Source organism: Alteromonas sp. McT4-15 (genome assembly GCF_020515205.1).
Lineage (GTDB): Bacteria > Pseudomonadota > Gammaproteobacteria > Enterobacterales > Alteromonadaceae > Alteromonas.
In genome coordinates this window covers 1-14576 of record NZ_JAJALG010000033.1, presented here as the reverse complement: position 1 = coordinate 14576, position 14576 = coordinate 1, and the positions used below count along the sequence as shown (strand labels likewise).

The 14576-nt window shown below is 43.2% G+C and carries 12 protein-coding genes; 9 read left to right on the top strand and 3 right to left on the bottom strand.

From position 1 onward, the window contains the following. Positions 1–27 precede the first annotated feature (27 nt). From pyrD to rmf, 6 genes are all read left to right on the top strand, one after another. The gene (pyrD, locus tag LHL20_RS17235; RefSeq protein ID WP_159624491.1) at positions 28–1035 is read left to right on the top strand and encodes a quinone-dependent dihydroorotate dehydrogenase; all 1008 of its coding nucleotides are present in this window, start codon (positions 28–30) and stop codon (positions 1033–1035) included. Positions 1036–1101: 66 nt separating this feature from the next. Beyond that, the gene (rlmKL, locus tag LHL20_RS17230) at positions 1102–3198 is read left to right on the top strand and encodes a bifunctional 23S rRNA (guanine(2069)-N(7))-methyltransferase RlmK/23S rRNA (guanine(2445)-N(2))-methyltransferase RlmL (RefSeq protein ID WP_226434185.1); all 2097 of its coding nucleotides are present in this window, start codon (positions 1102–1104) and stop codon (positions 3196–3198) included. Continuing rightward, positions 3195–3428, top strand: coding sequence for a glutaredoxin family protein (locus LHL20_RS17225; RefSeq protein WP_159624495.1), 234 nt, complete (start codon positions 3195–3197; stop codon positions 3426–3428). The genes rlmKL and LHL20_RS17225 overlap by 4 nt, the downstream gene beginning before the upstream one ends. After that, positions 3425–5365 (top strand): ATP-binding cassette ATPase Uup, encoded by a 1941-nt coding sequence (uup, locus tag LHL20_RS17220; protein WP_226434184.1) that lies wholly within the window; start codon positions 3425–3427, stop codon positions 5363–5365. The genes LHL20_RS17225 and uup overlap by 4 nt, the downstream gene beginning before the upstream one ends. 12 nt (positions 5366–5377) lie before the next feature. Further along, the gene (locus LHL20_RS17215; RefSeq protein ID WP_226434183.1) at positions 5378–7141 is read left to right on the top strand and encodes a DUF3466 family protein; all 1764 of its coding nucleotides are present in this window, start codon (positions 5378–5380) and stop codon (positions 7139–7141) included. A 287-nt stretch (positions 7142–7428) separates the two neighbouring features. Continuing rightward, positions 7429–7605, top strand: coding sequence for a ribosome modulation factor (rmf, locus tag LHL20_RS17210; RefSeq protein ID WP_159624501.1), 177 nt, complete (start codon positions 7429–7431; stop codon positions 7603–7605). An 86-nt stretch (positions 7606–7691) separates the two neighbouring features. On the opposite strand, the gene fabA is transcribed toward rmf, so the two are convergent. After that, a complete protein-coding gene (gene fabA, locus LHL20_RS17205) occupies positions 7692–8210 on the bottom strand; it encodes a bifunctional 3-hydroxydecanoyl-ACP dehydratase/trans-2-decenoyl-ACP isomerase (RefSeq protein ID WP_202265756.1) in 519 nt (172 codons plus the stop codon). 133 nt (positions 8211–8343) lie between these two features. On the opposite strand from fabA, the gene LHL20_RS17200 reads away from it, so the two are divergent. After that, positions 8344–8631 carry a hypothetical protein gene (locus LHL20_RS17200; protein ID WP_226434182.1) on the top strand — a complete coding sequence of 96 codons (288 nt, stop codon included), beginning with the start codon at positions 8344–8346 and terminating at the stop codon, positions 8629–8631. 40 nt (positions 8632–8671) lie between these two features. Here the strand turns inward: LHL20_RS17200 and LHL20_RS17195 are convergent, their stop codons facing one another. Together LHL20_RS17195 and LHL20_RS17190 are read right to left on the bottom strand one after the other, a co-directional pair. Then, the gene (locus LHL20_RS17195) at positions 8672–10225 is read right to left on the bottom strand and encodes a cryptochrome/deoxyribodipyrimidine photo-lyase family protein (protein WP_226434181.1); all 1554 of its coding nucleotides are present in this window, start codon (positions 10223–10225) and stop codon (positions 8672–8674) included. A gap of 21 nt (positions 10226–10246) precedes the next feature. Further along, complete coding sequence (locus tag LHL20_RS17190) at positions 10247–11578, bottom strand: DASH family cryptochrome (RefSeq protein ID WP_226434180.1); 1332 nt, start codon at positions 11576–11578, stop codon at positions 10247–10249. 113 nt (positions 11579–11691) lie between these two features. On the opposite strand from LHL20_RS17190, the gene LHL20_RS17185 reads away from it, so the two are divergent. Together LHL20_RS17185 and LHL20_RS17180 are read left to right on the top strand one after the other, a co-directional pair. Further along, positions 11692–13116 (top strand): cryptochrome/photolyase family protein, encoded by a 1425-nt coding sequence (locus LHL20_RS17185; RefSeq protein ID WP_226434179.1) that lies wholly within the window; start codon positions 11692–11694, stop codon positions 13114–13116. A 3-nt stretch (positions 13117–13119) separates the two neighbouring features. Beyond that, entirely contained in the window at positions 13120–14502 is a 1383-nt protein-coding gene (locus LHL20_RS17180; RefSeq protein WP_226434178.1) for a cryptochrome/photolyase family protein, read from the top strand. Positions 14503–14576 lie beyond the last annotated feature (74 nt).

Below are 14576 nucleotides of genomic sequence, written 5' to 3'. Positions count from 1 at the left end.
TTATATTTGTGAGCGTTTATTACTGTCATGCAATCCTTAGTGCAAAAATTCTTACTTCAGTGCGAGCCTGAAAAAAGTCACGATTTCACCATTAACTGGTTGAATAAGACCCAACATACACCGCTGAAATGGATGTACAGCACACCCACAATCAAAAAGCCCGTCACCATTGCGGGTATGACATTTGACAACCCTGTAGGTTTAGCTGCTGGTCTTGACAAAAATGGCGACTGTATTGATGCGTTTTCTAGCATGGGGTTTGGCTTTGTTGAAATAGGCACAGTGACGCCACGACCACAACCGGGCAACCCAAAACCACGCTTATTCCGCATTCCAGAAAAGCATGCCATTATTAATCGTATGGGCTTTAACAACAAAGGTGTAGACCATCTTGTTGAACAGGTTAAAAAGGCACAGTTTAAAGGTCCTATTGGAATAAATATTGGTAAAAACAAAGATACTGAAGAAAGTAAAGCGCTTGACGATTACCTGATTTGTTTAAATAAGGTTTACCCTTATGCAAGTTACGTCACCATCAATATTTCTTCGCCTAACACTCCAGGGCTTCGCAATCTACAATACGGTGAAGCGTTAGATAAATTGCTCGCAGGTCTTAAAGCAGCACAAGAAACCCTTACGCAAACACATGGTAAATATGTACCTTTGTTTATCAAAATAGCGCCAGATTTAAGTGACGTTGAAATCGAAAGTATCGCCCAATCGTTAATAAACACGAAAATGGACGGTGTAATTGCCACTAATACCACTTTATCTCGTGACGCTGTTCAAGGTTTACCGCATTGTGACGAAATGGGCGGCCTAAGTGGTTCTGTAATGACAGACATGAGTTTAGCGGTCACCCGCAAGCTAGCCAAAGCGCTAGACCGTTCTATGCCCATAATAGGCGTTGGCGGAATTGACTCTCCTGAGGCGGCTAAAGCGAGGTTAGATGCCGGCGCATCTTTGGTTCAGGTATATTCTGCTTTTATCTACCAAGGCCCGTCACTCGTTAAACGCATTGTAAACGCGTTATAATACATCTGAAACAATCTACTTTGGGTGCGTGAGGTTTCTTGCGCCCCTATCAAAACAGGTACATGAATGAATACAATTCTGGTGACGACCAGTCGCGGTCTTGACGAACTTCTCAAGCAAGAAGTGTTATCACTTTGTCCCGACGCCCAAATAAAACAAGGGCCCGGTACTATTCAGTTTGAAGGAAGTAAGGAAGACGCCTACAAACTTTGCTTGTGGTCTCGTCTTGCCAACCGCGTAATTTGGGTGTTAGCGACAGGGAAGGCAGGTGATGCCGAGGCACTCTATAACACCGCTATGAGCATAGATTGGCAGATGCACATGGGTTCTCGTCATACGTTATCAGTACAGTTCATTGGTACCAACTTTGCCATTAAAAACACGCAATTTGGTGCTGTTCGCGTAAAGGACGCCATCGTTGATTCTTTTGTCGAGCAAGGATTAGCACGTCCTTCTGTTGAAAGAAAGTCACCTGATATTTCGGTGTACGCTAGGTTACATCGCGATAACGTGATTTTAGGTATTGATTTGGCTGGCGCGAGTTTGCACCAGCGCGCATACCGTCAACAAACGGGAGATGCACCACTTAAAGAACATATCGCAAGTGCGATGCTTATTCGAAGTGGATGGACAGAAAACCAAGACGCGCCATTGGTCGACCTAATGTGTGGTTCAGGCACAATTGCCATAGAAGCGGCGTATATTGCACGTAATATTGCCCCAGGTATTAAACGTAGCTATTGGGGTTTTACGAAGTGGTTAGGTCACGAGCAGCCGGTTTGGGAAAAATTATTGAATAGTGCCATCGAGGCACAAAAACCGTCATGTGCGGGCATTTATGCAGGTGACTTTAGCCGAAAAATGGTGGCCATTGCAAAAGCAAACGCTGACTTTGCAGGCGTGTTTAACGATATTCAGTTTAGTCAGCAAGATGCGACAAAATCATCTCCACCTGTTTCTACACCTGGCTATGTAGTATCCAACCCGCCTTACGGTGAACGCTTGGGTGAACTCACGTCATTAATACCGCTTTTCAATGATTGGGGTAAGCGTTTCAAAGAAGCGTGGAAGGGATGGCATGTTTCACTGTTAAGTAGCAATCGAGATCTGTTGCGTGTACTTAAGCTTCGCGCTACCAAAGATTACGCAATGAACAACGGAAAGTTAGAGTGTCGCCTCGCAAATTATGTACTTGATGAAGAAAATACGGTGCAATTTGGTGAAGATGCCAGTAACCACGAATTTGCAAATCGTCTTAAAAAGAACTTAAAGCGAATGAAAGGCTGGATTAAGACGGCCAATACTAATTGCTACCGCATCTATGATGCAGATTTGCCAGACTATAACGTCGCGGTTGACCGCTATGGTGATTGGCTTGTGGTGCAAGAGTATGCGCCACCGAAGACAGTATCTGAAGAAAAAGCCCGCAAGCGCCTGCAAGAGGTATTGTTACATCTACCTGCTGTAACAGGTGTTTCACCCAAACAAATAGCGCTTAAAGTGCGTAGTCAGCAGAAAGGTACAAAACAGTACGAAAAGATAAATCAGTCTGGTGAGATGATGGAAGTGTTTGAAAACGGCGCTCGTTTTCTCGTTAACCTAACTGACTACCTTGATACCGGGCTTTTTCTAGATCACCGTAATACTCGTCAAAAAGTCATGCAGATGGCTAAAGATAAAGACGTACTGAATTTGTTTTCTTACACTGGCAGCGTGTCTGTTTTTGCAGCCAAAGGCGGCGCAAAGTCAGTTACTACAGTAGATATGTCTAACACGTATCTCGACTGGGCTAAGAAAAACGTAGCACTTAACAAGTTGTCAGGTCCACATGCTTTCATTCAAGCAGACTGCACAACATGGTTAGCGTCGCATAAGGGTAAATACGACCTCATATTTATTGACCCTCCATCGTTTTCAAATTCTAAACGCATGCAAAATACATGGGATGTACAGCGTGACCACGTCAACATGCTAAGTGATGCGAAACAGTGTTTAAAAGAGGGCGGTATTATTATTTTCTCAAATAATAAACGCGGTTTTAAACTGGATGAAACAGCTATTAGTGAGCTTGGCTTATCAATAGAGAATATTACCAAGCAAACAATACCAGAAGACTTTGCCCGAAAAGGTAATATTCATCAGTGCTGGATACTGACATCATGAAGATTTTTTTCTATACCGGGCCCCAGTGCAGTTTGTGTGATTTAGCAGATATTGAATTAAAAAATACCTCTTCGTTTAATGCCCTAGAAGTAGAGAAGGTCAATATTCGCGAGAGCACTGACCTTTACCATTTGTACGGTGCCCGCATACCTGTGCTTAAACGAGAAGATAATAACAAAGAAATCGGCTGGCCCTTTTCAAGAGAAGACTTAGAGGAGTTTCTTCAGTGAGTATTCTGCAGTTAAAAGATATCACTGTGATTTACGGTAACCCACCACTGCTTGATGGCGTTGAGTTGGTAGTGCAACCTAAAGAAAGGGTTTGCCTAGTTGGCCGAAATGGAAGTGGCAAGTCTACTTTGATGAAAGTCATTGCTGGCGATGTTATCGCTGACGATGGGCAGCGTATTATTGAAAACAATACAGTCATCGCACGATTGGAACAAGATCCGCCCCAGACCACAGATGTAACCCTATTTGATTACGTGGCAGAGGGCTTGTCAGATGTGGGTGAAACACTTAAAGCCTATTTTCATCAAACAAAACTGGTTGGTGAAGACCCAAGCGAAGCCAATCTAAACAAACTTCAGCGTTTACAAGAGACTCTAGAGGCGCGGGATGCATGGCAGTTTGAACAGCAAATTGAACAAACGCTAACCATGCTCAAACTCGACCCGGATATATCGCTATCTACCTTATCAGGTGGGTGGCGCCGTAAAGCTGCTCTTGCTCGTGCACTAGTTCGCTCACCTGATTTGCTATTGTTGGATGAACCGACTAACCACCTTGATATTGAAATGATTCGTTGGCTCGAATCTAGTTTAAGCAACTATAAAGGTGCAATTGTATTCGTTAGCCACGACCGTGCATTTATCCGCGCAATGGCCACGCGCATTGTCGATTTAGACCGTGGAACCGTAACAAGCTACCCAGGCAATTACGAAACTTACCTTGAGAAAAAGCAGCACGACTTGGAAGTTGAAGCGTCGCAAAACGCTGAGTTTGATAAAAAGTTAGCGCAAGAAGAGGTGTGGATACGACAAGGGATCAAAGCAAGACGTACTCGCAATGAGGGTCGAGTTCGTGCACTTAAAAAGCTCCGTGAAGAGCGCAAAGCTCGTCGAGCGGTGCAGGGCAGTGCAGTTGTAAACCAACACCAAGGCGGTCGCTCAGGCAAAATGGTATTTGAGGTTAAGGGCCTCAGTTATAGCATTGAAGGTAAGCCAATTGTAAAAGGCCTTAACCTCAATGTAATACGTGGCGATAAGCTAGCGCTTATTGGACCTAACGGCAGTGGCAAAAGTACACTTATCAAACTATTACTTGGCGAATTGACACCTGATTCGGGTAATTGCAAACAAGGGACAAACCTTGAAGTGGCGTATTTTGACCAACATCGCCATGGCCTTGACCTAGAAAAATCAGTGATTGATGCCGTTGGTGACGGCAAGCGCGATCTGATGGTCAACGGTCACCCTCGTCATGTTATCAGTTACCTGCAAGATTATTTGTTTACGCCAGAACGTGTTAATGCGCCCGTTAAGTCGTTATCAGGTGGTGAAAAGAACCGCTTGATGCTCGCAAAATTAATGCTTAAACCGAGTAACGTATTAGTACTCGATGAACCGACAAACGATCTTGATGTTGAAACTCTCGAAATGTTGGAAACCTTACTCAATGAGTATACGGGAACGGTATTACTAGTGAGTCACGATAGGGAATTTGTTGATAATGTTGCCAATAGCAGCCTTGTATTTGAAGGCAATGGGAAACTCAGAGAGTTTATCGGGGGTTTCACTGACGTTGAAAACTGGTATAAAGAGCAGCAGGAGAAGCGTCAGCAGATTGAAAAAGAAGAAAAAGCCAAGGTAAAGAATGAAACTAATTCAACTTCAAGCAGTCCTAGTGCTAAGTCTTCTCCCCGCAAGACGAAAAAGCTATCATATAAGGATCAGCGAGAGCTTGAATCATTGCCTCAAGAATTAGAGTCTTTAGAGGCTGAGCTTGAAGCTATGCAAGAACAGGTAAACGACCCTGATTTCTTCAAACAAGATAGTGATACCACCGCTAAGGCCCTAGCCGCATTAGCAGAAAAAGAAGAATTACTTTCCCAGAAGTATGCGCGCTGGGATGAACTAGAAAGTATGCTGGAAGATAATCAGCAGTAAATAGGATTTTAAATGAAACGAACTCAGCTTGCCGCCGCCGTTCTGTTGGCAACAGGAAGTGTTTCGGCAATGGCCGCGACCTATTCAGTGACGCCTCTTCCTTTACAGGATACCGCAGTAAACAACTTTGCCCGCTCAATAGACAACTCAGGCAAAATGTTAACTGTCGTTCAGCGCGAATTTAATCCGCCTGTCGATGTAGACCAGTTAGAAAATGACACTACATTTTTTACCCAGTTTGGTGCAGCACTAGAAAATGAAGATGACGCATTACAAGGCGTATTCACTGATGCTGACTACACACTTATCGTTAACTATCTGCTTTCAAACGTAGGGGCCACTCAAGGGCAAAAACTCGCGGAATACAGAACCTACATCACCGATACTCAAGATTTTTCATTAGTGCCTGGGTTAGACCAAGTTACTGATAAATTTGACGATTATACCTTTTCAGTAGAAGCTACTGGTCGCGATAGTTTAAACGGTGATTTTATCGTGGGTGACTCTGCAGGTCTTGTAGTACTTGATCCGTATGAGAACGAAGATGGTGATACCATTAACTACACCTACGCAGAATCTACTCAGCAAGCATTTGTGCAGGTAGCTGGAAATACTACAAAACTACCTCCGGTGGATGACACGTTGGGCGGTTATGCCTCTGCGCAAAGTGTTAATGAGAACCTGCAAGTTGCCGGATATAGCTCAGTGAGTTTCTTAGATGTGGTTAATGATGCAATTGAGAATTGTGCTGACCCCGAGGCGCGCACCGACATTTCAGAAGGCCGTTGTCGCTCGAACGTTTATTCAGGATCATTTGTCGTACCGCGCATTGACACCTACTTTATCAATGCAAGTACCCGCACAAGAGCATTGGCAAGTTTTGTACTCGCTGCTGAAGTAAATGCGACCATCTGGCAGTTAGACGCTACTGGTGATGTCATCAGTACACAAACCTTCCCGCTATTGTTCGAACGCGAAGAAGATGACACCAATCACTACTATAGTTACGCATTTAGCATAAACAATCAGGGGATTGCGGTTGGTGAAGCACTAACTGGTGACAGAGTTTCTGTAACCCGTCCTAATAGCTCTGCGTTGTTAGAGAGTGAACGCGTTGCAACCGTGTATCGCGATGGTGAGACAATTGAACTCCTACCTAGAGACGAGAATATCTTAAGCCAAGCAATAGATATTAATGACAACAACTGGGTGGCTGGGGCAGTCTTGCGTTCGCGCAGCGATATAGCCCGTTCACGTTTATTCGCTTATAACCTAGATACTCAAGAACAGTACTATCCTGATGGTTTCTTTACGAGTTCAGGTGTTACCCCAAATGCCATTAACAATAACAATATTATTGTTGGTAAAGCAGATTCAGTTATAAGCAATGATTCTATCCGTCAAACAGCGGCGTTTATGTATAACATTGAAACGCAAGAGTTTACTGATTTGAACGATCTCATTGCATGTGACAGTGATTATGAGTTAGTTGAAGCGGTTGATATCAACGACAATAACGAAATAATTGCAAATGCCCGTGTTAAGAATACCAACCGTTATGCAACGGGTGTAGATATTATTAATAGTGATGGCGAAACAGAACTTGTTGATAATATTATTGCTGTAAAACTTTCTCCGCTAAGTAATGGCAACATTGAAGAATGCGAGATTCCTGACGATGAACAACCCTATGAACGCCAGGGTGCGTCAATGGGTTGGCTAAGTGTGTTAGCACTTCTTGGTGTAACGCTAATGCGCAGACGCATTAAAAAGTAATCACATTGATTGTGTAAAAGACCGCATCTCGATGCGGTTTTTTTTTATGCCTTTGAGATGTAAAAACTGAAATAATTATGCATAAAAAATGTAATAAATATTTCATTTAAACTTCATCAATTTAAAGATTGTCAAGACCTTTAATTTTTTATTTTTCTTGAACCAATTGGTCAATTGCACTATCAAAGTAGTGTACGCAAAATTTTTCCAGCACTATCGACCTAAGATGATGTAGAGCGCTCGTGAAATATTTTGTTGTGCACCCAACAAACAAAAGAGGCTAATCAATGAAAAGACAAAAAAGAGATAAACTGACTCGCGCACATGCAAAAGGCTATCAAGCTGGTATCAGCGGTCGTTCGAAAGAAAATTGTCCATTTCAGCAAAACGATGCACGTTCACAGTGGTTAGGTGGATGGCGCGAAGCGGTAGAAGATAGACACTTAGGTTTAAGTGTTAAGTAACACTTTCTCTTTTATGAACTGATTAAGCAAAAGGAAGAGCCCCTGCAAAGGGGCTTTTTTCTGTCTTAAATCCCTAAAGATTAAAACTAGAAATTGGACGTATCTTGAAATAGGCCTACTTTAAGATCTTTGGCTACATAAATTTCGCGACCATCAACTTCTACAACGCCATCTGCCATGCCCATAAACAATTTGCGCTTAATAACACGCTTCATTGTAATCTTGTAGGTAACCTTTTTCGCAGTAGGCAAAATCTGCCCTGTGAATTTAACTTCGCCAACACCTAACGCACGGCCTTTGCCGGGGCCTCCGCTCCAACCTAAGAAAAAGCCAACGAGTTGCCACATAGCATCTAAACCTAGACAGCCAGGCATCACAGGGTCGCCAGGGAAGTGACACTCAAAAAACCATAGATCAGGGTTAATATCGAGTTCTGCAATTATTTCACCCTTGCCGTGCTCACCACCATCTTCAGTGATTGAAACAACACGATCCATCATTAACATGTTCGGCGCAGGTAATTGACTGTTACCTGGACCAAACATTTCACCACGACTACATGCAAGTAAATCTTCTTTGTTAAAGCTATTTTTCTTCTCTGACATTCCCAGCTCGTTATTGTTGAATAATTTCGTTGCTAATTTAGCGAACACTTGTACGCCAAACAACTCTGAACAGTCATTTTTCTGAAGAAAAACGCGTGTTAGACTAAACGTAACGCAAAATTATGTGATTACTATGACAGATAAAATAGCAAAAAAACGCAGCGAGAAAAGCCCTTCAGAAAAAGCTAAGGCTAATGCGGATAAACAACGTCGGTTTAGAGAGCGACAAAAAGAGGCCGGTAAAAAGCTTGTACGCGGCTATGTAACCCCTGAAGCGAAAGCTTGTTATGATGAAATTCGCGAAAAAACAGACTGGACTGACAGCGAAGCCATGTCTAATGCGATGCGCTTAATGTACGCGGCCTACAAGTGCGGGCAAATAAAGCTATTAAATGAGTGGCTCAGAAAAAATAATCGCTAGTAGTACATCTACGCATGCGTCGTTACGTTTTCGCTTCTGCCTAATGTAATGCTTGTTTTTGTTTAAGCCAAGAGCGGCTTGGACTATTTTGCATTGTATGTCGTTCGACAATGCGCTTGGCATGTTTAATAACATCATCGCGTTCGCGATAGTCCCATAAACGTTTTGCCGTAAGTTTACTGAGCGCAGCTATATCGATTATTGGTTCTACGTAGTCTCGTGTTAAGTCAAAATCGAGCATTTGCGCTTCTAGGGGAGGGAGCAGGTGTGGTGCATGCACTGCGTCATCAGGGAGTTTCCTTAACTCGGGAACCCATTTTTTTATAAATACGCCTAACGGATCTAGCTTTTTTGATTGTGTGAGTGGGTTATACAGCCTGACGGTGTGTATACCTGTTATGCTAGCTTGCATCTGTATTTGGGGGTAGTGTATTCCGGGTTCGAAGTCTAAAAACTGCGTTGCAAGATAGTGGGCGGCTTTAAGCCAATGCACGTTTAAGTGGTGACATAAAAAACTCGTTACCATAGCGCGCATTCTAAAATTAAGGTAGCCGGTTTGCGCGAGTGCGCGCATGCATGCATCGACCAATGGATAACCCGTTTTCCCCGTTTTCCAGAGGTAAAATCGGCGTTCGCATTCAGGACCCTCAATATAAGGAAAGTGCGCGTAACCATCGTTCATTGCCCTAAATTCAATGCTATGTTCACTTTCAAATTTCTGAATAAAATGGCAGTGCCAATGAAGGCGTGAAGTGAGAGCGTTTAATGCTCTTAGCCATTGTGCTTTTTGCTCGCCTTGTAAACGCCGCTTGTCACGCTTGTGATTTATAACTGCGTGGTAGGCTTGTCGTATAGATAAATTACCCCACGCAAGATAAGGGCTTATACGTGTACATGCTTCACGAGACGCTTCTGGTTGTGAAATATGTTTGTGGTAATTTATGCCGCGCGCTTCGAAAAAGTGTTTTAACGCTTGCCATGCTCTGCGTTCACCGCCTTGTTGCATCTTGGAATTATGTGCTACGGATGGATTAATCGTTTGGTAATCACAATATTGTGCGAAGAGTTTTTCGTTGCCTTGCCAGTGCACCCATTTTGCATCACCAATAGGAAAATCGAACGTATTTTTGGCGAATTGTACTTCCCAATTAGCTTGCCAGCGCGTTCTATTTGGTAAACCTCTTATTACCGCACCGTACTGACATTCTATAAATGATATATTTCTATTTTTCAGATAGTTAGAGATGCTCACGTCACGGTTATACGTAACCTTCAAACCTATTTCCTGGTGACTCCTAACCGTGTTAATGCGGTATTGTTGAGCAATAAGGCTGATAGCGTCAGCAGCTTCCATATAAAGTTGCAACACACGCTTGTTATTTGGCAATTGTGCATCGATGTCAGCAAGGCTTTGACTTACAAATCGCCAATGTCGCTCATCCATATGAGGGTCACATAATAACGATGGCTCCCAACAATAAAGAAGTAAGATATTTTCGTTATTATTGTATGCACTAAATAGGGGCTCATGATCGCGCAAGCGTAAATCCCGCTTAAGCCAAACTACTGTGATAGTGTCATTTGATGACTTCATTACCAACATCAACCGCAATTTCTATGTAGGCTTGAGCCATTTGGCGCGAAAGCTACCGTCAGTGTCGTAGATTTCAGTCTGTTTTTGTAGATTGAATTGTCTATGGCCTCTTGGGTCGCTACCTACACCTGCAAGGTACAGCCAATTGCCCCAATTGCTGCCTACGTCATAGTCTACTAGTTGTTGCTCAAACCACGCCGCACCATAACGCCAATCTAGTCCGAGTTCATGCACGAAACAACTGGCTACAAGTTGCCTTCCACGGTTAGACATGTATCCGGTGTGAAGCAGTTGGCGCATACACGCATCAACAATAGGGTAGCCTGTTGTGCCATTACACCACTTTTCAAACGTTTCTTGATCATGCCGGGTGTTCGGTGCTTTATTTTGAATTCCAGAAAATGCGAACCACTGACTGTGATATTTTCGTTGTAGCCAATAGAAAAACTCTCTCCACAACAATTCAAAGTATATCCAATAGGTTGAATCATTCTTTTCAACAGTCTGCTCAAAATGCGTAACTTGTCTTACAACCTCTCTTGCAGAAAGTGAGCCATTTGCAAGCCATGCTGATAGTTTCGTACTGTGTCGCCATGTATCCAAAGCGTTTCTAGTTTCTTTGTATGATGAAGCGGCCTGCCATTTAAATAAGTAGTGCTGTAAATGAGCGAGAGCTGCGGTTTCCCCACCAATAAACTTTCCTTCTTCGTAAGAGAAACTATTACTCGTTGTAATGTCGTCTAATACCTCTGGTAATTTGGTTAATAATTGCTTTGGTGTGTAGCTCAATGGGAAATGTTGAGGTATCTCACAAACAGTGCGCGGCGTTGACGCTTTTTCAATTTTGCGCCTAAACGGGCTGAATACGTCTGGCATGCTATTTATGCTAAAAGGCAGGTCATTTTCATTAAATAGACCAAAGGTTTCTTGCGCTACAAATTCAACAGCGGAAAGTTTTTTTCTTAACTCATCTTCCTCACAACGTTCGTACCATCCATTGTGTACACTCATGCCAACATGTGTAAAAGATTCACTGTCGACAAGAGACGCTACGCAGCTAATAGGGTCGCCAGAGTAAATGTGAAGTTTGTGGCCCAGTTTGAGTAAATTATTGGATAAATCCCACAGCGATTGTTTTAAAAAACCTAAACGATGAACGCCAATCCGTGACAGACCCATTTTATCTGTATTAAGTAGTTTCTCATCAAATATATAGATAAATGTGGCCTCATCGACACTTTCACACATCACTTTCAATGCTTGGTTGTCGTGTAGCCTTAGGTCGTTCCTAAACCAATAAAGCCCTCGTTTTGTTTGTTTTTTATCACACTGATTAATTGGTTGATTTACCATATATTTTCACTATTAGTTTTTTAATTTTCTAACGGATCCTGAACCGAACGAATGTCGTAGTAAATGAAATACGTAACCGACTAAAAAATAGAACAACGAAAAAAGGAAAAATAGTGACCGTTCCTGTTAGCATCATGTGGTTCAGACAAGACTTACGCGTTAAAGATAATCCTGCGCTTAACGCTGCCTGTGATATGGGAAAAATTGTACCCATTTATATTTATGACGAGGCAACACCTGATGGAAGGATCCCTGGTGGGGCGAGTCAATGGTGGCTACACCACTCTCTGGCTTCATTAAATGAACGCCTCAATGGACACCTTCAAATCTTTAAGGGCGATCCAAAGCAACTTATCCCTAAATTGTTAAAAGAATTCAGCGCCAAGTCTATATTTTGGAATCGCTGCTATGAGCCGTGGCAAAAAAATCGTGACACGAGTATAAAAAAAGCCCTTGTAAACGACGGATTCGACGCACAGAGCTATAACGGAAGTTTGCTCTGGGAGCCTATGAAGGTACTCAAGAAGGATGGTACGCCGTACAGAGTGTTTACGCCTTATTATCGAAAAGGCTGTTTGCAAATTGATGAACCCAGATACCCTAAAGCACCACCTGCGAGGATCACTTACGCCGATGTAAAGGATATTGGCGATGGGCTCGAAGCATTAGATTTGCTTCCAACAATACCGTGGGATGAAACCATTAAGTCTAGTTGGAAGCCAGGCGAAGAGGGCGCAGCTGACAACCTATCGAGTTTCATCGAAAACGCGGCACGAAATTATAAAGAAGACAGAGACATTCCTTCTGTCAAGGGAACATCGCGGCTATCGCCACATCTCCATTTTGGTGAAGTCTCTCCTAATCAAGTGTGGTACGCCATAAAAGATAAATTTGGAAATAGCGAAGATAAGAGTATTGATACCTACTTAAGCGAATTAGGCTGGCGCGAATTTAGCTATTACTTGCTGTATCACTTTCCCACATTGCCGAATAAAAATTTCAACGAAAAGTTCGATAAGTTCCCATGGCGAACTGATGCTAAAGCGCTCAAAGCGTGGCAAACGGGCAACACTGGCATTCCTATCGTCGACGCTGGCATGCGCGAACTATGGCAAACCGGTTATATGCACAACCGAGTACGAATGATTGTGGGGTCGTTTTTAGTGAAGAACTTGTTGCTGAGCTGGCATGAAGGCGAGCGATGGTTTTGGGATACCTTGCTCGATGCTGACCTTGCGAGCAACAGTGCCAGTTGGCAATGGGTCGCGGGCTCTGGTGCAGACGCAGCACCGTACTTTAGAATCTTTAACCCTATTTTACAGGGAGAAAAATTCGATAAAAAAGGCAACTATGTGCGTCGATATTGCCCTGAGCTTAAAAACTTGCCAGACAAGTACATCCACAAACCATGGGAAGCCCCAGGAATCATTGCGAAGGACGCAGGTATTGAACTAGGTAAGGACTACCCTAAGCCAATTGTAGATTTAAAAGCGTCACGCCAACGAGCGCTCGACGCGTTTCAAGAGATAAAAGAGTAGGGTATGTCTTCACTCATATTAGTACTTGGCGATCAGCTAACTGAAACGCTTCCGGCTATTGCCAACGCGCGTAAAACCAAAGATACAATACTGATGGCTGAAGTTCGCGAAGAAGCTACTTACGTAAAACATCATAAGAAAAAAATCGCTTTTTTGTTCAGCGCCATGCGTCATTTTGCTAAAGCTCTGAAAGATGATAATTATCGTGTGGACTATGTGTCCTATCTTGATGACAACAATCAAGGTAGTTTACTTGGTCAAGTTAGGTATGCGCTAGATAATGGCGACTTTGAACGCGTGGTATGCACAACGCCTGGTGAACACAGGCTGCTTAAAAGTATGCAGCAGTGGGAGAACGAGTTAGGTGTTCCGGTTGAAATCTGCGAAGACAACCGCTTTCTGGCTACTCCTCAAGAGTTTAGTGACTGGGCTCACGGTAAAAAACAGCTTCGTATGGAGTTTTTTTACCGAGAAATGAGACGGAAACACCACGTGCTGATGGACGATAAAAACCCCATCGGTGGGAAATGGAACTACGATTCACAAAATCGTGAGTCAATGCCTGAGACACACAAGGTACCTAAGCACACCACGTTTGATATTGACGATATTACGCAAGACGTTATTAAGCTTGTAGAGAGTGAATTTGGACATCATTTTGGTGAGTTAGAGAATTTCTTTTTTGCTGTCACGCGCAAAGATGCGCTTAAAGTGCTTGATACATTTATTGAAGAGCGACTACATAACTTTGGTCAATATCAAGATGCCATGGTTGAAGGCAAACCATGGATGTATCACTCACATATTGCCTTTTATTTAAACTGCGGTTTGCTTACTCCCAAAGAAGCCATTGACGCCGCTGAACGGGCTTATCACGCCGGTCAGGTTCCACTCAATTCTGCCGAAGGGTTTATTCGTCAAATTCTGGGTTGGAGAGAGTATGTCAGAGGATTCTATTGGCACTTTATGCCTGGCCTCAAAACGGACAACTATTTTGGAAACACGCGCTCATTGCCATCTTTCTTTTGGGATGCCCAAACCAATATGAAATGTATGCGCCAGTGCATAAAAGAAACTGAGCAAAATGCGTATGCGCACCATATTCAACGTCTTATGGTAATTGGGAACTTTAGCCTGCTGACTGAACTTAGCCCGGAAGAAGTACAGGCTTGGTACCTGTTAGTCTATGCAGACGCCTATGAGTGGGTTGAACTGCCTAACGTTGCGGGCATGATTCTATACAGTGATGGCGGCAATTTGGCCAGCAAGCCTTATGTGGCAAGCGGTAGTTACATCAATAAAATGTCCAATTACTGTAAGAGTTGTGGCTATCAAGTATCCAAAAAAACAGGGCCCAAAGCCTGTAATGCCGTTCACTTAAGGTGAGCGGCATTTTTCTTTCTGCTGTATCGCTGTGGTCTCTTCTTAACTGTTCGGGGGAAGCTGCGTTCTCGCCGTGG